The following is an 18,207-nucleotide window of genomic DNA, read 5'->3' as shown; positions in this document are numbered from 1 at the left end:
TTATTATAATACGTCACGTTTTTGGAATAATGCACTTGATGCTACAAGTAATACAACAAAGTATGCAGCTACAAGTAAGAATGAAGTTGTAAATGTAAACTCTGTAAATGTCGGTTCTGATCCGCCGCTTACTAGTTTATTGCTATCATACACACTTAAATTTAAATGGAAAAACACTACAAACTTTGCTACACCTTTTGCAAACATCATCAGTACCATATTAATTGGTCCTTGTAAAAAGAAGAGGAACATCGTAATAATTAATGGTAATACAGACTTTCTAAATACGTTTGCTAAGAAAAATGCAAGCGTCGCAAAGAAGAACGGTGAAAGTACTTGATATAAAGTAGATTTCATTACGATTCCTATCGTTAATTCTGTTTTACTACCATCCATTACAATTCCGCCAATTATCATTGAAATGATCGTGTTAGCAAATATGATAAATACTATAGTAAGTAATACTGTAATATATTTAGAGAATAAAACGGTAATTCTTTTTCTTGGACGGATTAATAATTGCTTAATTGTACCTTTTTGGAACTCATCAGTAATCATACGAGTAGCAATCGTAATACCAAAAATTGTTGCAAGTAAAGTAATTAAACCAATATCTGAACTTGCAAAATCTAAATATGATCCTTTAAATTCACTTCCGTCTCCCCATTTCAGCATCGCTAAAACTCCCAAGATCTCCAATACTGCAATGACACCAATTAAAATATACATACCCTTTTTCGCATGTAACTTTAAAAATTCATTTTGAATTAATTTAAACATTACGCTTTCACTCCCCCTGTAATCGCTAAGAACTCATCCTCTAACGTTTTATTTTGAACAGTAACTCCGTATACAAGCACATCGTCATTCACAAGTCTTTTTACAAGTTGCGGGATTTCCTCTTTCGTTACAGATACTGCAATTACATTTCCTTGCGACTTACCTTTAATGATCTCATTTGCTTTCTGTACTTGATCTACTTCAAACGCTACGACGACTGTCTCATCATGTTTCGCTTGTTCATGTAAGTTGTACTCTTGTACAAACTCACCTTGCTTAATAATAACGACGCGATCACACATAAGTTCAATTTCACTTAATAAGTGACTTGATACGATTACGGCAATATTCTCCTCCTTCGCTAAACGTTGTAAATAATCACGAATTTGGCGAATACCAGCTGGATCTAATCCATTTGTTGGCTCATCTAAAATTAAGATTTTCGGCTGATGAAGTAATGCCTGTGCAATTCCTAAACGTTGTTTCATACCAAGTGAATATGTTTTCACTTTTTTATGAATCGCATGCTCTAACTCAACAAGCTTAACAATCTCAGCAATGCGCTCTTTACTAATTGGTGTAATTGCCATATTCGCAAAATGCTTTAAGTTTTGCATTCCAGTCATATAATCATATAGTTCAGGATTTTCTACGATCGCTCCAATTTGCTCTAGTGCCTTTTCACGCTCCGTGCGAATACTATGGCCACAAATTGTAATGTCGCCCTCTGTCATTGATATAAGGCCTGTCATCATACGAATTGTCGTCGTTTTACCGCTACCGTTCGGTCCAAGAAACCCGTACACTTCCCCTTCACGAACTTCAAATGATAAACCACCAATAATTTCCGTTCCACCAATCTTTTTTCGAACATTCTCTAACTTTACTACTACGTTTCCCAATGCCCATTCCTCCTTTAGACTTCTAGTTTTTTGTCGATTATGCGACCGGTTATATAAACAAGTAAAACAAATATACCGATTGAAAAAGCAATACTATATAAATTTATAAAATTTTCTGGATATAATATAAGATTCATATCCATTGTTTCATCTATATAAACGATTTTTTTAATAAAATTAGGTATAGGCGCAAGTCGACCCAGCATTTCATATATCAGATTGATTACTTTCGTTACTAGTAAAAATAAGAAGAAAATAATTACATACTCCATTTTTTTCTTTTTCAAAGAAAATATTTTAACTCCAGCTACTATAAAAAGTAAGACTAACAATATACTTAATAAATTAAATACATATAACACGCTACTAAATAACTGCTTTACCATATCTAGTGTAAGTGTACTTTCGGTGAATAACAATTCATGGAGTTCTGTACCTTTTATTACTTTCATCGAAATACCATAGAAAAACATAGCACCTATTAATTCAAAACACATTAAGCTAATTGCTGCATATGACAATATTGCTAAAATAATTTTTTTACCAGATATCGGTGTTAACCGAAATAATTTACTTTCAGTCATTTTCCCAAAAGCAGACATCGCCTGCAGAAATACTAATACCGCAAAAATTAAATAAACTAAGAATACTAAAGCAATTGTAATCATTTGCCTTACTTCTCCTGATTCTTGTTTAATATAATTCCCCATACTTACAAAAGCGACAGCTACAATAAATATGAATGACAATAACGAAATGAAAATTTGTTTTTTATTCGCATTGTACATATATATTAAACTGGCTTTCATCTACTAAACACCTCCTTAAACAAATCCGTAACAGCTTTTCCTCGTTGGAAACGTAGTTCCTCTACATTTTCATACAATACAATTTCCCCATCTTTTAAAAAGATTACTTCATCAAAAATATTTTCAACTTCATTTATTAAATGAGTCGCGATTAGTATCGTACAATCTTCACGATAAAACTGTAAAATAAGTTCCAGTACATGTTCCCTAGAAACGAGATCAATCCCGCCAAGCGGTTCATCTAGTACGTATAACTTCGCTTTCCTTGAAAATGTTAAAATAATTTGTAGCTTTTCAACCATCCCTTTTGATAAAGCTGTAATTTTTTCTTCTAACGGTATTTTAAATTCCGCAATCGTATCTACCGCTTTTTGAATGTCGAAATCTTTATAAAAATCTCGATAGAAAAATAAAGAATCTTTTACCGTCATCCAATTATCAAATACTGGTTTATCCGACATAAAAGAAACAATTTCTTTCGTTTCCAATCCGACCTTTTTACCAGCGATTGTAATACTCCCTTCGGAAGGATGCTGCAGACCGGCAATCATTTTCAATAACGTCGTTTTTCCGCTTCCGTTATCTCCAGCGAGCCCTATAATTTTCCCTTCCGTAATCTCTATGTTTAATTCACGGATCACTGCTTTTAACCCGTATCTCTTCCATAAGTTTTCTATTTTTAATAACTCTGTCATTCGCTCTCCTCCCTTTTCTCATGTAATGAAGAACGAAGAATTGTAAGAATTTCTTCTTCTGAAAAACCTAAATTGTCCATTCCATCTATAAAAGAGTGAAGTAATTCTTTCGCCATCTCTTTTCGCAGCTCCATAATTTTCTCCCCTTCATTCGTTACATATCGTCCCATTCCTCTACGCGTTACAACAACCCCATCTCGTTCTAGCTCTTGAAATGTACGCTGAATCGTATTTGGATTTACTTGTAATTCACTCGCTAACTCACGTACAGAGGGAATTTTATCACCAGGCAATAAATGTCCTGTTACGATTTCTTTTTTTATGTATTCCATTACCTGAATGTAAATTGGTGTATTTGGAGAAAACTCTATTTTCATTTCTTCCCTCCTTTTGTATCGGTGTACTAGTTAAATAATACACTGATACAAAAGGATTGTAAATACCCATTTAATTACAAAAAAGTTCTATCCTTTAGCCGGATAGAACTTTTCAAACAAACATCGTTATACAAAAATAATAGTGTTATGTAAACAAAATCATAAAGAAAAGCTGTCTTATTAATGAATAAGACAGCTTTTCTTTATAATCATATATTAAAAATTAAACACGAAGTCATCATCCGATAACTTTTCAACGTTCGTCGCTTTTACGTAACCATTTCCTTTTACAGAGAAGAAATCATGGTTTTTCGTATCTGTACGTAATCCATTTAAAACGATTGGGTTAATTTCTTCTTCTTCAAACTTCGGCTCAAGTCCTAAGTTCATAAGTCCTTTATTCGCATTGTAACGAACGAAACGATTTACATCTTCTACAAGACCGATAGAAGTGTAAATTTCTTCTGTGTATGCCATTTCGATTTCATATAGTTCCATTAATAACTCTTGCGTTTCTTTTTGCACTTCTTGTTGATCTTCTGCAGAAAGTTCCGCGAAGATTTGTTGTGCTAAAATACCGACGAATACGCCGTGAATTGACTCATCACGAATTATTAAGTTAATAATCTCACCACTTGCTGTTAGTTTTCCTTGACCAGCTAAGTAAAGCGGATAGAAGAATCCACTATAGAATAAGTAACTTTCTAGGAACACACTTGCTACCATTGCCATATATAACTCTTTTTTCGTTACTTCAGGCTTTAATAAACGACGATAGTAACTCGTAATAATACCAGCCTTTTTCTCAAGTAACGGATGATTATCTACCCAGTCAAAAATATCATCGATTTCTTCTTCAGTAGCTAACGTTGTGAAAATATGACTGTAACTCTTTGCATGTACTTCTTCCATAGCACCCATGAAAGCTAATACACTTTTCGCTTGTAAATTTTCAAGATGAACAAGTACAAGAGGCATCCCTTCGCCGCCTTGCTTCGTATCTAAAAGTGTTAAACCACCTAATACACGCTTATAAGCAATTTGCTCTTCTTTTGATAATTGCACCCAAGTATTTTTGTCAGAAGACACTGCGATTTCTTCTTCTGTCCAAAACTGAGCGATGTTTTGCTTCCAAAACATTAAACTAAAATCATCTTCTTTTTTGTTCCAGTTTACCGCACGCATTCAATCGCCCCTTCTCTAAATAAACATGAAAAATTAATAACTGAGCATGAGCAGGGTTCAGAAAAACCCTGCTCATCATGTCTTACTTTTTATATTAAACGGTACAAGCCACACACTCTTCCACGCTTAACTTACGTGTTCTCGTATAATACAGACTCTTTAAGCCTTTTTTATGTGCATAGATGTAGTAACGTGCTAATTCACGCGTTGAAATATCACTATTAACGTAAAGAATTGTACTAATTCCTTGGTCAATATGTTCTTGAATTTCTGCAATTAAATCAATTAATTTAAACTGATTCATATCGTAAGAAGATTTATAGTACCAGAACGTATCTTTTGATAAATACGGCATTGGATAATATGTTGTCGCATTTGCATATGTTCTTGATTCGATTTGACTTACGATTGGCATTACGCTTGAAGTTGCATTTTGAACGTAACTGATTGATTGCGTAGGAGCGATAGCAAGACGATATGAGTTGTATAAACCATTCTTCTGTACTTGCTCTTTTAAACTTGTCCAATCTTCTTTTGTTGGAATATGAATTCCTTCAAATAATTCCTGAACTTTTTCAGTTACTGGGCTATAATCTGTCGTTTCATACTTTTCAAAGTATGTGCCGTTCGCATAATCAGACTTATCGAAGTCTTTAAATGTTTCGCCTTTTTCTTTAGCGATTTCCATACTTTTCTCAATAGAGTAGTAATTTAACATCATAAAGAATGTACGAGCAAACTCTTTCGCTTCTGCACTTTCATAAGCGATTTTATTTTTTGCTAAGTATCCGTGTAAGTTCATTGCGCCAAGCCCAACTGAATGAAGCTCATCATTTGCTTTTTTCACAGTCGGTGCATTCGGAATGATTGTCATATCAGAAACAGCTGTTAAAGCTTCCATTCCCGCATGAACTGCTTCACGAATTTCTTTATTTTCCATTACGTTTACGATATTTAACGATCCTAAGTTACAGTTAATATCACGACGGATAATGTCATCTGTACCGTAATCATTTATTTCAGAAGTTTCTTGTAGCTGGAAGATTTCTGTACACAAGTTCGACATCTTCACAGTTCCAATATCCTTCAGTGGATGTTGGTTATTTGCATTTGATTTAAACATTAAGTACGGATAACCTGACTCAAGCTGAATCATAGCAATTTTAATAAGCATATCACGCGCACTAATATCTAGCGGCTTCTTCTTCACTTTCGGATTGCTCATTAATTCATCGTACATTTCATCGATATCAATATCATCTAAATGCTTGCCATATTCTTTATACACCGTATAAGGCGCGAAAACATGGAAAGGTTCGTTTTTCTCAGCAAGCTCAAAGAACTTACTTGGAACGATAATTCCGATTGATAGAGACTGAATACGGCTCTTCTCGTCGGCATTTATTTTTTTGGTCAACTCGTCTTCATATTTCTATGAAGGTTGGACTATATCATCAACCTGTAACTGGTTGCCTTGCACTTCGACTGGTACCTATTTCCAGCCTACTCTACTAGCTTTCGTCTAATGACGTGCGTTCGATAGTCTCTACACCTTCTTGAAAGTATTGATAATTAGGGAAGTTATTTGATAGCACTCTATATTTTATCGTATTAGCAGGCACATTAAATGCTCGTCCTGCCTCCGCTAAAGACTCATAGTAAATGTCATTTATAACAATCGGCTTTTTTTGCTTTTCTCTTCCAGAGTTATATTGGTGTTTTTGAGCTTTACTTATCTTCATACATGTTTCTTTTGTATGTTTTTTACCTTTACTAGATTTAGACATTTTTTCTTTTGTTTCATCGGTATGCTTTCTACCATGAAATCGTTTAGTAATCTTAGATCTCATATTCTCCATATGTTGAGGTTTATCATACCAATAATTATTAGGGCCAGTATTAATTTCAGAAAGGAATTTTTTTACTTCCTTTGAGTGCGTTTTCCCATACATATGGTTCTTTTCTCCACTCAACGCCCCACCTCTAGCGATAGGATGTCCATTATAGCAATACGGTTTTCCATAATACTGACTTAATAAACTTTGCTCAATCTTATGAAGAATAAGCTTATCCTCAGGTAAATCGATTATCCCTTTAAACTCAAATTTATTCTCACCATATAAATTCCAGGCTGCTTGTAAATGTTTACTATGATGCCGATTAGCATTTAATTGATTTCTATGAGTTTTAAATCGTACTTTAAAATTATTAGAACTGCCAATATAAAACTTCCTATTTTCCTTATTAATTATCAAATAAATTCCACAATTCATGGAATCTCGCCTCCGGTGAATATAAGATTCCACTTCACCCAAATAGCATTTCTTTCAAGCTTGGCACGGTATTACCTGCTATCCACATACATGGACCGTAGGCTCTCTTAGTCAGCTTCTTCGCGGGTTCTTTTTCTTTTACCCCTTATTCAACTGATACCGTTAGCCGCTAATGCGACACCCTATTGGTTAGGTTCACAAGGTTTTCTCATACACATTACTGTATAGAGGGACTACCAATTAATCCAAGAATTCAATAATATCCCAATGGAAAATGTTTAAATATACTGCGCCGGCACCTTTTCGTTGGCCAAGCTGATTTGCATATGAAAACGAATCTTCAAGTAATTTCATAACAGGTACTACACCACTTGCTGCATTATCGATACCTTTAATTTGCTCACCGCGTGCGCGTAGCTTAGATAAGTTTAAAGCTACTCCACCGCCGATTTTCGATAATTGCATTGCAGTATTAATGTTAAAGCCGATTGAATTTAAGCTATCATCCATCTCTAACAAGAAACAAGACACCATTTCTCCTCTTCTGCTTCTTCCCGCATTTAAAAAGGTTGGTGTCGCTGGTTGGTAGTTTTGTTTTACAATCATGCTTGCGAATTGTTTTGCCTTCGCAACATCACCGCGTCCTAAGTATAATGACACAATTGCTACACGATCTTCATAGCTTTCTAAGTATTGTTTTTGATCATTTGTTTTTAACGCATAATCTTTGTAGAACTTAGATGCTGCCATATAAGATTGGAACTCGAAGTTTTCACCATAAGCGATGTTATATACCTCTTCTACTTCCTCCAAGTTATACTCGTCCAGAACGTTGTAATAGTAATCATGTTCTTTCATATACTCCATTCGCTCTGCCACGCTATTAAAATGAACGGTATTCTCTCTAGCTTCTTCCATAAAGACTTCTAATGCCTCTTTATCTTTATGAAGCTGATAAAAACCGTCCTGCATTTGCGTGATTTCATTATTCAGTTCAATGTGTCGCAATCTCCCGCACCCTTTCCTTAAAATATTCTACATCGTTATTTGTTCCTGATAACTCAAATTTTGATACAATAGGCACTTCATATTTAGCAGAAATTTTGTCAGCACTTGCACCGAACATGTCTCCCCAGTTACGATTGCCGCTTGCAGATACGCCTTTTAATTTTTCATTATTGCGCTCTAAAAATTCTAAAACACGTTCTGGTACATTGCCAAAACCTGTTGTATACGTAATTAAAACAAAGTCTTCATCTATTACTAGATCTTCACCAATTTGAACGGCCGGCATATTTAATTTGTGAATGAAACGCTTCACGTTTCCTGTCATAGAATCATATGCAACTAACATTTCCGACCCTCCCTCTCCAATCTATACTCTCTGTATGTTGTTCTTGATTTCTCTATATATTGTATTACGTTTCAAAATAAGACACAAGATATATGTATAAATTCTTTCTTTTTTTAACTTTTACTTTTCGACAAGACAGTCGATTTTTTTCAATACAATGACTATGAAACAACATTCTAAAACTCATGTCAATAAAGTGCTTTTCAAAAAAGTTGTCAACGAATTTAACCTTATTTTTAAAAAAGTTACCAATATATTTTGTCATAAAACGGCAAATGCTGGAGGAATATATTTCTCCAGCATCACGCAAAAAAGAACAGACATGAAACGATAATCTGTTCTAAAAAACGATTACATTTATCAATTTTACTTTATTAAATATTATACATATACTTTCGGTTCGCGTTACATACTAAAAGATAACTATTATAGAAAAAGATTATTATTATGGAAATTTAACTTATTTATGAAAAGATTATGCAGAGTGCTCAATACGCAAAATATCTTTTACAAATATATGATGTGGGTTTTCATCTTTATCAATCATTGTACATACAGGAGCTTCTTCATCAAAGTACACAATCATTCCTTCTACATACTGATATGTATGTTGAACCTGTACAGTTACTTTAATTTCTACAGCCTCTTCATATGCTCTTTTTATTTTCTGAAGCATTTTTGCCGAACACTTTCGTTTCTCTGGATACATGACCATCCCCATAAACCTATTGCCGGCTCTATCTTTCCACATATAATCCCAATGCGGTAATATGCCTTGTTTAAAATCGCCCATAATTCTCCTCCCTATATTCTTCTAGTTACGAACGTGGCGTTTCTGAATATGTATAAATTACTTGTCCGCCGCGCTGTGCGTTACCAATGAAATGTTTAAAATCTTCTCGACTTACTAAAACTTCTCTGAACGTATAAAATACATCTTTCGTAACAACATACTCCTTTATTTCACCATTTTTCAGCTGATCCAAAATTGTATTTGCTAATTCTTTATCCATGTATTTCACCTCTATGCAATATTTTATTTTATCGTATATTTTATAGGTCAACAACTGTAAAATTATCCAGGTGCTATACCTTTATTTCATTTTCATTATTTTTCAAAAAAGATCTCTTTAGTATATGTCCACTAAATATCATATACTAACATAGCTACTTCTCTATATCAATCATTTCGACATTCAATTATGCAAAATTCCATACCACTATGCTACAATATATAAATAGAACTAGGAGGGATACTATGATTCGGAAAGCAAAAAAGACAGATGCGAAACTGGTAGCACCTTTATTGTATAACGCTCTGCACGAAATTGCTGAAAAAATCACAGGTAGCACAGTTGAGACAGAAGTATTACTAGGACTTGAAACATGGTTCTCAAAAGAGAGAAATCGACTGAGCTATGAAAACTGTTTTGTATATGAGCAAGACGGGGATGCAGTTGGAGTTATTGTCGCTTATCACGGTAGTGAAGCAACAACGCTTGATGCACCAATTGTACATCACTTAAGAGAATTACATAAAGATGAATCGATTACGTTAGAAAAAGAAGCTGAACTTGATGAATATTACATTGATACTTTATCCGTTTCAAGTGCACATGGCGGAAAAGGGATCGGTTCTAAATTAATTGAAGCTGCTGAAATCCATGCAACTGAAAAGGAGCATGAAAAAATCGCATTACTTGTTAATTTAGAAAACAAACGTGCCTATTCACTATACGAAAAACTAGGTTACAAAAAAGATCAAATCGTTATGCTCGTAGGCGAACCTTATGCGCATCTCGTAAAACCATTAAACATCAAAATTTCTATCTCTTAAAAAGAAAGCACACGATTTATATAAATCGTGTGCTCTTATGTTAAATTCGTATTCAATACATTCCCATTCATCGCTTCGTGGAACGTATATGTTGTACATCCCCATGGCTCTCTGTGCAAAATAGGCGTACCAGACCATCCTATCGCTCTCAGTTCCGCACCAATCATTACATTCACATAATTATGACCTACAAGAGCAACACTTCCATGTACGAGAGCGTAACGGTGTAATACGTAAGCCGCTTGCTTTGCTCTCTCTCTTACTTCCTTATAAGACTCAACATCTTTATGGTAACCAAGTATCCATAATGTTCGTCCGATAAACATCCATACGTTAGGTTTACACTTCAACCATTTTGGAGCATAAAAACTCGTCGGAATTTCAGCTTCCCTAAAAAGAGAATTTTGGATAAAGGATAAAGAATCCACTAATTCAGCTGCTGACTGTACAGCACACCTTTGATCACTCGTTACAATCAATTTTGCTCCCTCAACCGCTTCTCTTGTTTCCATTGGTATAGGTGCTTTTTCTATTATAGTATGTAAGTCATATCCTTTCATCCATTCATGAAAGGATGTAACCGTCATTGGTTCTATAGTACGATCTAAGCGACCATGACGAATAAAAGAAATCTTCATTCTTTCCACTCTCCATTCATCACTTACGAACTCTATTATGTACTATTTTTACATATCATACCACGCAAAAAAAGAAAGTTATACAGCTTTACATATCCCCGCTACTCTCATACGTGACCCCAGCATGTACTCCATCCATCCCATCAAAATATGTAGTCGTTTCATGATGACGAATCTTTTTTAAATTTATATAAGAAAATACAAATAAAGTTAACGCTATAACACTCCCCACAAATTCAAACATCATTTTACCGCCTCTAATTTCTCCCACTTTAGTAGGTTATTGTATATTTTTTTATTATACCCCTATATAAAGATGTCTGCATTTAAACCTTTCTTTTTTTCTAATAACATGACATTCTTGCATATTTTCTTACAAAAAGTGAATATTTTTCGAATTTTTACTTTGGAAACATTTACAAAATAGAAAATATGGTTCAAAATAAGAGGAAATAAAAAACCCAAAATTATTCTTTTTTTGGAAAACTGTAACAAGGAGAGTTGCTTATGCAGATCGCAGAAACTGGAGATATCATTGAATTTAAAGGTGGAATGCAAGGCCGTGTTCAAAAAGTAAATCAAAACTCCGTTATTGTAGATATAACAATTATGGAAAATTTTAGAGAACTAGATATGGAACCTCTTACAGTTGTAAGCCATAAAAACTATACTGTCATTAATCAAAATGCATAATATAATAGAAAGAAAGGATCTGTATGGCATACAGATCCTTTCTTTCTATTATATATTAACGATTATCAATTGTTTCTGGATATAGATCATGGTTCATCATGCGATAGTCTGCCATTTGTTCATATTTCGTCCCTGGGCGACCGTAGTTGCAGTAAGGATCAATTGAAATCCCTCCACGCGGAGTGAATTTACCCCATACCTCAATGTAACGTGGATCCATTAATTTAATTAAGTCATTCATAATAACGTTCATGCAATCTTCGTGGAAGTCACCGTGATTGCGGAAACTAAATAAATATAGCTTTAAAGATTTACTCTCTACCATTCTTTGTTCTGGAATGTAGCTAATATAAATTGTTGCAAAATCTGGTTGGCCTGTTTTCGGACATAAGCTTGTAAATTCAGGACAATTGAATTTAACAAAATAATCACGGTTTGGATGATTGTTATCAAATACCTCTAAAATTTCTGGGCTATATTCAAATAAATATTTTGTATTTTGATTTCCTAATAATGTTACATCTTTTAAATCTTCATCTAATCTTCCTGCCATTTTAAACATCCCTTCTCATTATACTCCGCGTTTATTTCCCCATACTAACGCATGAAGCTGCGGCAATACTTTTGCATTATTCATTTCTTTACAGTTAACTGCTTTTTCAATAAGCCACTCATACTTATCTAATAGCTTTTTAATCAACATCGCATCATCCACAGTTTTTGTATCATCATTCCCTACTTGTAAGAAGAATGGTACATCTGGATAACGTTCATGCATCTTAACTGCATACTCGAAGTCATAATCGTCAAATACTACTACCTTTAAACTAATATCTTTTCCTGCTAGTTTCTGAATTACATCATCTAACTTTTGAAAATCAGTATTCATTGCCGAACTTGGTGGTTTTGGAGAAATTGTTATCTCATCAATTTGAAGTAACCAGTCTTGCCATTTACTCCCTTGCGTTTCGATTGCCGTTCGCATTCCATTCTCTTTTAATATAGAAAGGAGAAACTCAATATTTTTCAGCAATGCCGGATTTCCACCTGAAATCGTAACATGAGAAAAATTTTCCCCACCAATTTCTACAAGCTCATTCCAAACGTCCTCTGCTGTCATCTGTCTAATTTGATCTTTAGCCGATCCATCCCACGTAAAAGCAGAATCACACCAAGCACAACTATAATCACAGCCAGCTGTACGGATAAACATCGTCTTTTGTCCTACAACCATTCCTTCACCTTGAATAGTCGGACCAAATATTTCTAAGACAGGGATTTTACTCATCGAGCATCCACTCCCGTCTTACTTCCGCATAACTAGTTGGCGTCTCAAATAGACGAACAAATTCAACACGAGCTCCTTTATATTCGTTCACACGATTATCTTTTATTAATGCTTCTGCCATCTTCTCGTAAATCCAAACGACCATATTTTCAGCAGTCGTATTCATCGCTGGTAACGTTTCGTTTAAATAACGATGGTCTAAATAAATTTCTATTTCATTCTTCCAAATTTCTTTTATATCTCCAAAGTCAATCGCAAGACCTATTTCATTTACATACCCACTAATCCCAAATACAACTTTATATGTGTGACCGTGTAAGTTTTTACATTTCCCTTCATAACAGTGTAAATGGTGTGCTGCATCAAATGTAAATTCCTTGCTGACCATTACTCTTTTATTATGATATTTAAGCTGTTTACGCTGAATATCCTTGTCCATTTTTTGCAAATTTTCTACGATGCGAAATCCAAAGAAATTATCCATTAGTTATTTGCTCCTTCGCGTTCTTGTAAATACGTATCTAATCCTGCTTTACGAAGCTGACATGCTGGACATTCACCGCAACCATCACCAATGATTCCGTTATAACATGTTAATGTTTTTTCTCGAACAAACTCGAATGCTCCAAGTTCATCTGATAATTTCCATGTTTCCGCTTTATCAATCCACATAAGCGGTGTATGAATTACAAACGGATAATCCATGGATAAATTTAAAGTAACGTTTAACGATTTCACAAACACGTCACGGCAATCTGGATAACCACTAAAATCAGTTTCACATACACCCGTTACAATATGACGTGCTCCTACTTGTTTTGCTAATACAGCAGCAAATGATAAGAATAGTAAATTTCGTCCATCTACAAACGTCGATGGCAATTCCCCTTCTTCATGTGTAATCTCCATATCCGTTCTTGTTAACGCATTTGGAGCAAGTTGATTTAATAGACTCATATCTAGTACCGTATGTTTAATTCCTAGCTCTTTTGCAATTTCCGCTGCACAATCAATTTCTAGCTTATGACGTTGATTGTAATTAAACGTTACAGCCTCTACTTCTGCAAACTGCTCTATTGCCCAAAATAAACATGTCGTACTATCTTGTCCTCCACTAAAAACAACAACTGCCTTTTCTTTTTTCATTTCACTCATTCTCCTTCTCTACTACGAATAAGAAGAAAGAACGTTCTTGAACTGTCACAATAAAAAAACAAAACAATACCTAAAGATATTGTTGTTTCCATAGTTTTTTATAGAGGGAGTTCGCGAACCTCTCCCGTGCATTGCACGGAATTCCTTCTTTCATTGACAAAGGTTATTGTAACATATTGTATACTACCAGAAAAAATTTCTGATTTTTCCGCCATTTCTCATTTCATTTCTTTCATTTTATAGTATGATTAATTTAATGTGAGAAGAGAGGAGGCATCCCACTGAAACCCTTTATTATTTATCTCTTTTTAAATATATTATTCATCCTTGTTACAATGCTCGTATACCATTTATTTTGGAATCAAAAAGGGAAACGTTCTCCTAAATTAAATTCAGCAATATTTATTGTATTATGTTGCCTCGTTACTATACTATGTATCACTTTCGCAGCAAAAACAAATTATGGATTTCAATTTGATATGCGTCATATCGTATTAATTGTCGGTACATTAACCGGAGGTCCTATTGCTGGTGGATCTATATTAGTTGTATTAAATATATACCGCTTCTTATTAGGAGGAATAGGTGTTTTCCCATCGATTATCGGTTCTATCCTTCTATTTATTGTCCTATTATTTACATACAAATTTTTCAATCGAACTTCTAATCGTATAAAAATAATACTTGCTATTATCTACAGTCTCACATACGGATTTAGTTGGATACCTTTCTTCCTTTCAAAGGTTACAAACAAGGCTGATTATATACCACATATTATTGTGTATGAGTTATGTACGATACTTGGTACAATCCTTATTTTATATTTACTACACATATTACAAACTCAAGTGCGTCTCCAAAACGAACTTATGAATGCTGAAAAATTTCATTTAATTGGTGAAATGGCAGCGTCTATCTCTCATGAAATTCGCAATCCATTAACTTCAACGAAAGGATTTTTGCAACTTTTACAATCAGATACATGTACTGAGCAGGAGCGAAAATTATATATTGACATAGCCATCAACGGAATCGAACAAGCAAACCACGTTCTTACAGATTATTTAACCTTTGCAAAACCAAGTATTGAAAAAGAACAAAGATTACAGTTAGAAGAAGAACTACTACATGCATTATCGTTAATTACACCGCTTGCTAATTTAGCAAATGTGCGTACACATTATATAAAGCAAAGCACTTCTTTTTTTATCGCGGGAGAAAAACAAAAACTAAATCAATGCTTGTTAAATATTTTAAAAAACTGCATTGAGGCCATGCCAAAAGGCGGTGATCTTTATTTCACATTAGTTCCTGATCATAAGCATATTCAGTTATATATAAAAGATACAGGAGTTGGTATGGATCAAGAACAAGTAAAACGCCTTGGATCCCCTTTCTACTCAACGAAAGAGAAAGGTACTGGTCTTGGAATGATGGTCGTATTCAGTGTAGTTCAAGCTATGAATGGAAAAATTGATATTATAAGTGAAAAAGGAATCGGTACAACCTTCTTATTAACTTTTCCACTCATACAAAAAACGTGATGAAATAATCATCACGTTTTTTCTGTTCCTTCAACTAATTCAGCAAAAGCTTTCACTTTTCCATGTGGTTTTTGATTTTCTTTACGTGCTTTCCAAGCGCGCTCTTCTTCTTTCTTTTTCTTGGACATACTTTTCAACTCCTTCTTTCCTTTCTCCATGTAGTATTCCAAAATAAGAAAGAAAACTATGCACATATCAAAAAAGAAGTGGTCTCCCACTTCTTCCTAATTATCTTTGTAAAATTGCGTGTTTCGCCTCTTTTAACTGCGTAAGATGTCTTTGTTCATGCAAATCAAGAAATTGAACCCACTGATACAAATTCAAATCATTAAAAACAGGATGCTTTAATCCATTTTCAAATAAATCTTTTTCATCTATCACACTATGAAGCGCGTGTAATAGTTCTTGTCGTGAATGTTCTAGTAATTGAATTCCTTGCTGTTTTTTCATTAACGTTTCTGTTGGTTTCATCTGCTGAGGAGCTTCTCGTTTATGTGTGCGATCAAGTGTAAGTTGGAGGTCTTTAAATGGAGTCGTGTTTCTTTCGTTTTTTTGTAAAGCATATACAAGGGCAGACGTCACAGATTGTTCAACTAAATGCAAGTGATGCAAAATTTGAATAATACTCCATTTATCACGGCGTGGCTTTACATTCACTTCTGTATCATTTAACATTTCAATTTCTGATAATAGCGTGCTTCGAGTAGACTGTAATGAGTTCACCAAACTTTCTAAACTCACATCCATATTAGATTGAAGCATACTTCTTTCCCCCCTTTTTGTTGGTGAAAAGAGGTGCTCCTTATTAGAAACACCTCTTTACTATTCTGAATTTTCTTTTATTATCTCATCATTTTCTCGTTATGTCGATGTTAAACATGTGAAAAAAGTGCATGTTTTTTACAATTTTGTGTCGTCAATTGCATGTAGCCATGCTTCAATTTCTGTAATAACACTTTTCACACAGCCTTCAGCAAATGGAGATGTTAAATTTGCAACTTCTACTAATTCTAAGAATGATTTACTTCCACCTTGTTGGCATAGATTCACATAATCTTCCCACGCCTCTTGTCTATTATCTCTTGCACGTTTCCAAAATTGCAGTGCGCAAATTTGTGCTAACGTGTAGTCGATATAGTAGAACGGTGAGCTATATATATGCCCTTGACGTTGCCAGAATCCACCGCGCTCTAAATAATCATTATCCTCATAATCACGATGCGGCAAATACTTTTTCTCTATATTACGCCATGCTGTCTTACGCTCTTCTGGTGATGCTTCAGGATTTTCATATACATAATGTTGATACTCATCAACAGATACACCATACGGTAAAAACAGAAGTGCTGAACTTAAGTGAGAGAAGTAATATTTATCTGCATCATCTTCAAAGAATAACTTCATCCATGGCCATGTGAAGAATTCCATACTCATAGAGTGGATTTCACACGCCTCATATGTTGGCCAATTGTATTCTGGAATTTCAAATTTACGACTTTCGTATACTTGGAAAGCATGGCCCGCTTCATGTGTTAATACGTCAATGTCGCCAGATGTTCCGTTAAAGTTTGAGAAAATAAACGGCGCTTTATAATTCTCAATATATGTACAATATCCACCGCCAGCTTTTCCTTTTTTCGCAACTAAATCTAATAAATCATTATCTAACATGAAATTGAAAAATTCATCTGTTTCAGCCGATAACTCTTTATACATCGTTTTCCCATGATTAACAATCCAATCCGCATCTCCTTTTGGAGTTGGGTTACCTGTAGGGAATTCAAAGTTTTCGTCGTAATACGCTAACTTCTCTACACCGATACGTGCTTGTTGTCGTTTTCTTAATTCCGTCGTAACAGGAACGATATAATCTAGCACTTGCTGACGATAATTCGCCACCATTTCCGCATTATAATCTGTACGGTACATTCTTGCATATCCAAGTTCAACAAAGTTTTTGAAACCTAAAGATTTTGCGATTTTCGTTCTTACTTTAACAAGCTCGTCATAAATACGATCTAACTCTTCCTCATTCTCAGCTAAAAATCCGTAATATGCTTCACTTGCTGCTTTACGTTCACTTCTTTCTTTCCCTTGCATAAATGGAATAAGCTGCGATAACGTTCTTTCTTCTCCTGCAAAGTCAATTTTTGCAGATGCTAATAACTGCGTATATTGTGAAGACAATTTATTCTCTAATTGTAAATCTTTCACGACTTCATCAGAATATGTTTTTAAATCACACTCCGCAAGAGCAAATAATTGTTTCCCATAATACGCTTCTAATTCTTCACGGAATGGCGAATGAATTAACGCATTATAATACTTTGTACCATATCCTTGTACAACTGGAGAGTATTCATCAAAGAAATCTTGCTCTTCCTTATAAAATGCATCTGTCGTATCAACAGAATGACGAATGTAACAAAGATTTCCCATTGTACCGAAGTCATTGCGAATTTCGTTAATTGAATTGATGACTTGTTTTTGTTCTTCTACAGTTTTTGCGTTATCAAACTTCTCTAAAGCAACCGTAAACTTCTCTTTTAATTCTTCAATATTTGGCCGTTTATATTCATAGTCTTTAAATGACATGAACGAGCCTCCTCTCCATTATATGCATCCTTACTATAATTCAATGCTTACTTACAAATCTCCTCTTATTCTTCAGCAGAAT

General features: G+C 34.4%; 22 protein-coding genes, 2 pseudogenes and 1 riboswitch. Of the genes and pseudogenes, 3 read left to right on the top strand and 21 right to left on the bottom strand.

Features of this window, described 5'->3' with window-relative positions; all coding sequences use genetic code 11:
• Positions 1–3: 3 nt before the first annotated feature.
• The 12 genes and pseudogenes from AC3WVA_RS10825 to ykzS all read right to left on the bottom strand — a co-directional run bounded on the left by AC3WVA_RS10825 (position 4) and on the right by ykzS (position 9,388).
• Complete coding sequence (locus AC3WVA_RS10825) at positions 4–780, bottom strand: ABC transporter permease (protein ID WP_098521118.1); 777 nt, start codon at positions 778–780, stop codon at positions 4–6.
• Positions 780–1,682 (bottom strand): ABC transporter ATP-binding protein, encoded by a 903-nt coding sequence (locus tag AC3WVA_RS10820; protein WP_098344477.1) that lies wholly within the window; start codon positions 1,680–1,682, stop codon positions 780–782. Before AC3WVA_RS10820 ends, AC3WVA_RS10825 begins: the two co-directional genes overlap by 1 nt.
• A 14-nt stretch (positions 1,683–1,696) precedes the next feature.
• A complete protein-coding gene (locus AC3WVA_RS10815; RefSeq protein ID WP_098344478.1) occupies positions 1,697–2,491 on the bottom strand; it encodes an ABC transporter permease in 795 nt (264 codons plus the stop codon).
• Entirely contained in the window at positions 2,488–3,186 is a 699-nt protein-coding gene (locus AC3WVA_RS10810) for an ABC transporter ATP-binding protein (RefSeq protein ID WP_098344479.1), read from the bottom strand. Before AC3WVA_RS10810 ends, AC3WVA_RS10815 begins: the two co-directional genes overlap by 4 nt.
• Entirely contained in the window at positions 3,183–3,563 is a 381-nt protein-coding gene (locus AC3WVA_RS10805) for a GntR family transcriptional regulator (RefSeq protein WP_000687513.1), read from the bottom strand. The genes AC3WVA_RS10810 and AC3WVA_RS10805 overlap by 4 nt, the downstream gene beginning before the upstream one ends.
• A 216-nt stretch (positions 3,564–3,779) precedes the next feature.
• Positions 3,780–4,748, bottom strand: coding sequence for a class 1b ribonucleoside-diphosphate reductase subunit beta (gene nrdF / locus AC3WVA_RS10800; protein ID WP_048526819.1), 969 nt, complete (start codon positions 4,746–4,748; stop codon positions 3,780–3,782).
• A gap of 94 nt (positions 4,749–4,842) precedes the next feature.
• A pseudogene (locus AC3WVA_RS10795) lies at positions 4,843–6,162 on the bottom strand (ribonucleoside-diphosphate reductase subunit alpha); the annotation flags it as partial.
• 97 nt (positions 6,163–6,259) lie between these two features.
• Complete coding sequence (locus tag AC3WVA_RS10790; protein ID WP_492321906.1) at positions 6,260–7,021, bottom strand: group I intron GIY-YIG endonuclease; 762 nt, start codon at positions 7,019–7,021, stop codon at positions 6,260–6,262.
• 243 nt (positions 7,022–7,264) lie between these two features.
• A pseudogene (locus tag AC3WVA_RS10785) lies at positions 7,265–8,029 on the bottom strand (ribonucleoside-diphosphate reductase subunit alpha); the annotation flags it as partial.
• Positions 8,016–8,375: a class Ib ribonucleoside-diphosphate reductase assembly flavoprotein NrdI gene (gene nrdI / locus AC3WVA_RS10780; RefSeq protein ID WP_048526818.1), complete on the bottom strand. Its 360-nt coding sequence runs from the start codon at positions 8,373–8,375 to the stop codon at positions 8,016–8,018. The gene nrdI and the pseudogene AC3WVA_RS10785, both read right to left, overlap by 14 nt.
• A gap of 475 nt (positions 8,376–8,850) precedes the next feature.
• Positions 8,851–9,168: a hypothetical protein gene (locus AC3WVA_RS10775; RefSeq protein ID WP_098344482.1), complete on the bottom strand. Its 318-nt coding sequence runs from the start codon at positions 9,166–9,168 to the stop codon at positions 8,851–8,853.
• 25 nt (positions 9,169–9,193) lie between these two features.
• Positions 9,194–9,388 (bottom strand): protein YkzS, encoded by a 195-nt coding sequence (ykzS, locus tag AC3WVA_RS10770; protein ID WP_071758925.1) that lies wholly within the window; start codon positions 9,386–9,388, stop codon positions 9,194–9,196.
• Between the two features lie 245 nt (positions 9,389–9,633).
• On the opposite strand from ykzS, the gene AC3WVA_RS10765 reads away from it, so the two are divergent.
• On the top strand, positions 9,634–10,212 hold the full coding sequence (locus tag AC3WVA_RS10765) for a GNAT family N-acetyltransferase (protein ID WP_098881112.1): 579 nt from the start codon (positions 9,634–9,636) through the stop codon (positions 10,210–10,212).
• Positions 10,213–10,247: 35 nt separating this feature from the next.
• Here AC3WVA_RS10765 and AC3WVA_RS10760 read toward each other — a convergent pair whose 3' ends face one another.
• Both AC3WVA_RS10760 and AC3WVA_RS10755 read right to left on the bottom strand, forming a co-directional pair.
• On the bottom strand, positions 10,248–10,850 hold the full coding sequence (locus AC3WVA_RS10760; RefSeq protein WP_048526815.1) for a histidine phosphatase family protein: 603 nt from the start codon (positions 10,848–10,850) through the stop codon (positions 10,248–10,250).
• Between the two features lie 88 nt (positions 10,851–10,938).
• Positions 10,939–11,094, bottom strand: coding sequence for a hypothetical protein (locus AC3WVA_RS10755; protein WP_048526814.1), 156 nt, complete (start codon positions 11,092–11,094; stop codon positions 10,939–10,941).
• Positions 11,095–11,357: 263 nt separating this feature from the next.
• Here AC3WVA_RS10755 and AC3WVA_RS10750 point away from each other — a divergent pair, with 263 nt between their 5' ends.
• Entirely contained in the window at positions 11,358–11,543 is a 186-nt protein-coding gene (locus AC3WVA_RS10750) for a YkvS family protein (protein WP_001165081.1), read from the top strand.
• Between the two features lie 55 nt (positions 11,544–11,598).
• On the opposite strand, the gene queF is transcribed toward AC3WVA_RS10750, so the two are convergent.
• From queF to queC, 4 genes are read right to left on the bottom strand one after another with little or no spacing between them, the layout of a single operon-like run.
• A complete protein-coding gene (queF, locus tag AC3WVA_RS10745; protein ID WP_000918895.1) occupies positions 11,599–12,096 on the bottom strand; it encodes a preQ(1) synthase in 498 nt (165 codons plus the stop codon).
• An 18-nt stretch (positions 12,097–12,114) separates the two neighbouring features.
• Positions 12,115–12,831, bottom strand: a complete 717-nt coding sequence (gene queE, locus AC3WVA_RS10740; RefSeq protein ID WP_048526812.1) for a 7-carboxy-7-deazaguanine synthase QueE — start codon at positions 12,829–12,831, stop codon at positions 12,115–12,117.
• Positions 12,824–13,315 carry a 6-carboxytetrahydropterin synthase QueD gene (gene queD / locus AC3WVA_RS10735; RefSeq protein ID WP_048526811.1) on the bottom strand — a complete coding sequence of 164 codons (492 nt, stop codon included), beginning with the start codon at positions 13,313–13,315 and terminating at the stop codon, positions 12,824–12,826. The genes queE and queD overlap by 8 nt, the downstream gene beginning before the upstream one ends.
• A complete protein-coding gene (queC, locus tag AC3WVA_RS10730; protein ID WP_000711595.1) occupies positions 13,315–13,977 on the bottom strand; it encodes a 7-cyano-7-deazaguanine synthase QueC in 663 nt (220 codons plus the stop codon). The genes queD and queC overlap by 1 nt, the downstream gene beginning before the upstream one ends.
• A 93-nt stretch (positions 13,978–14,070) precedes the next feature.
• A riboswitch (PreQ1 riboswitch) is annotated at positions 14,071–14,114 on the bottom strand.
• A 207-nt stretch (positions 14,115–14,321) separates the two neighbouring features.
• Here queC and kinB point away from each other — a divergent pair.
• Complete coding sequence (kinB, locus tag AC3WVA_RS10725; RefSeq protein WP_098521113.1) at positions 14,322–15,530, top strand: sporulation sensor histidine kinase KinB; 1,209 nt, start codon at positions 14,322–14,324, stop codon at positions 15,528–15,530.
• A gap of 11 nt (positions 15,531–15,541) precedes the next feature.
• On the opposite strand, the gene AC3WVA_RS10720 is transcribed toward kinB, so the two are convergent.
• The 3 genes from AC3WVA_RS10720 to AC3WVA_RS10710 form a co-directional block, all read right to left on the bottom strand.
• Positions 15,542–15,658: a DUF6254 family protein gene (locus AC3WVA_RS10720; RefSeq protein WP_000038254.1), complete on the bottom strand. Its 117-nt coding sequence runs from the start codon at positions 15,656–15,658 to the stop codon at positions 15,542–15,544.
• Positions 15,659–15,758: 100 nt separating this feature from the next.
• Positions 15,759–16,292: a DinB family protein gene (locus AC3WVA_RS10715; protein WP_000941973.1), complete on the bottom strand. Its 534-nt coding sequence runs from the start codon at positions 16,290–16,292 to the stop codon at positions 15,759–15,761.
• A gap of 138 nt (positions 16,293–16,430) precedes the next feature.
• On the bottom strand, positions 16,431–18,125 hold the full coding sequence (locus AC3WVA_RS10710) for a M3 family oligoendopeptidase (protein ID WP_098344487.1): 1,695 nt from the start codon (positions 18,123–18,125) through the stop codon (positions 16,431–16,433).
• Positions 18,126–18,207: the final 82 nt, after the last annotated feature.

It is taken from the genome of Bacillus sp. EB106-04-02-XG92 (genome assembly GCF_058791995.1).
Note: the sequence above shows the minus strand (reverse complement) of the source record. Positions and strands in the feature narration are given on the sequence as shown.

Coding starts and splice junctions, on each gene's coding strand:
- AC3WVA_RS10825 (WP_098521118.1), bottom strand. CDS start 780: ATGTTTAAATTAATTCAAAATGAATTTTTAAAGTTACATGCGAAAAAG.
- AC3WVA_RS10815 (WP_098344478.1), bottom strand. CDS start 2,491: ATGAAAGCCAGTTTAATATATATGTACAATGCGAATAAAAAACAAATT.
- AC3WVA_RS10810 (WP_098344479.1), bottom strand. CDS start 3,186: ATGACAGAGTTATTAAAAATAGAAAACTTATGGAAGAGATACGGGTTA.
- AC3WVA_RS10805 (WP_000687513.1), bottom strand. CDS start 3,563: ATGAAAATAGAGTTTTCTCCAAATACACCAATTTACATTCAGGTAATG.
- nrdF (WP_048526819.1), bottom strand. CDS start 4,748: ATGCGTGCGGTAAACTGGAACAAAAAAGAAGATGATTTTAGTTTAATG.
- AC3WVA_RS10790 (WP_492321906.1), bottom strand. CDS start 7,021: ATGAATTGTGGAATTTATTTGATAATTAATAAGGAAAATAGGAAGTTT.
- nrdI (WP_048526818.1), bottom strand. CDS start 8,375: ATGTTAGTTGCATATGATTCTATGACAGGAAACGTGAAGCGTTTCATT.
- AC3WVA_RS10775 (WP_098344482.1), bottom strand. CDS start 9,168: ATGGGCGATTTTAAACAAGGCATATTACCGCATTGGGATTATATGTGG.
- ykzS (WP_071758925.1), bottom strand. CDS start 9,388: ATGGATAAAGAATTAGCAAATACAATTTTGGATCAGCTGAAAAATGGT.
- AC3WVA_RS10765 (WP_098881112.1), top strand. CDS start 9,634: ATGATTCGGAAAGCAAAAAAGACAGATGCGAAACTGGTAGCACCTTTA.
- AC3WVA_RS10760 (WP_048526815.1), bottom strand. CDS start 10,850: ATGAAGATTTCTTTTATTCGTCATGGTCGCTTAGATCGTACTATAGAA.
- AC3WVA_RS10755 (WP_048526814.1), bottom strand. CDS start 11,094: ATGTTTGAATTTGTGGGGAGTGTTATAGCGTTAACTTTATTTGTATTT.
- AC3WVA_RS10750 (WP_001165081.1), top strand. CDS start 11,358: ATGCAGATCGCAGAAACTGGAGATATCATTGAATTTAAAGGTGGAATG.
- queF (WP_000918895.1), bottom strand. CDS start 12,096: ATGGCAGGAAGATTAGATGAAGATTTAAAAGATGTAACATTATTAGGA.
- queE (WP_048526812.1), bottom strand. CDS start 12,831: ATGAGTAAAATCCCTGTCTTAGAAATATTTGGTCCGACTATTCAAGGT.
- queD (WP_048526811.1), bottom strand. CDS start 13,315: ATGGATAATTTCTTTGGATTTCGCATCGTAGAAAATTTGCAAAAAATG.
- queC (WP_000711595.1), bottom strand. CDS start 13,977: ATGAAAAAAGAAAAGGCAGTTGTTGTTTTTAGTGGAGGACAAGATAGT.
- kinB (WP_098521113.1), top strand. CDS start 14,322: ATGCTCGTATACCATTTATTTTGGAATCAAAAAGGGAAACGTTCTCCT.
- AC3WVA_RS10720 (WP_000038254.1), bottom strand. CDS start 15,658: ATGTCCAAGAAAAAGAAAGAAGAAGAGCGCGCTTGGAAAGCACGTAAA.
- AC3WVA_RS10715 (WP_000941973.1), bottom strand. CDS start 16,292: ATGCTTCAATCTAATATGGATGTGAGTTTAGAAAGTTTGGTGAACTCA.
- AC3WVA_RS10710 (WP_098344487.1), bottom strand. CDS start 18,125: ATGTCATTTAAAGACTATGAATATAAACGGCCAAATATTGAAGAATTA.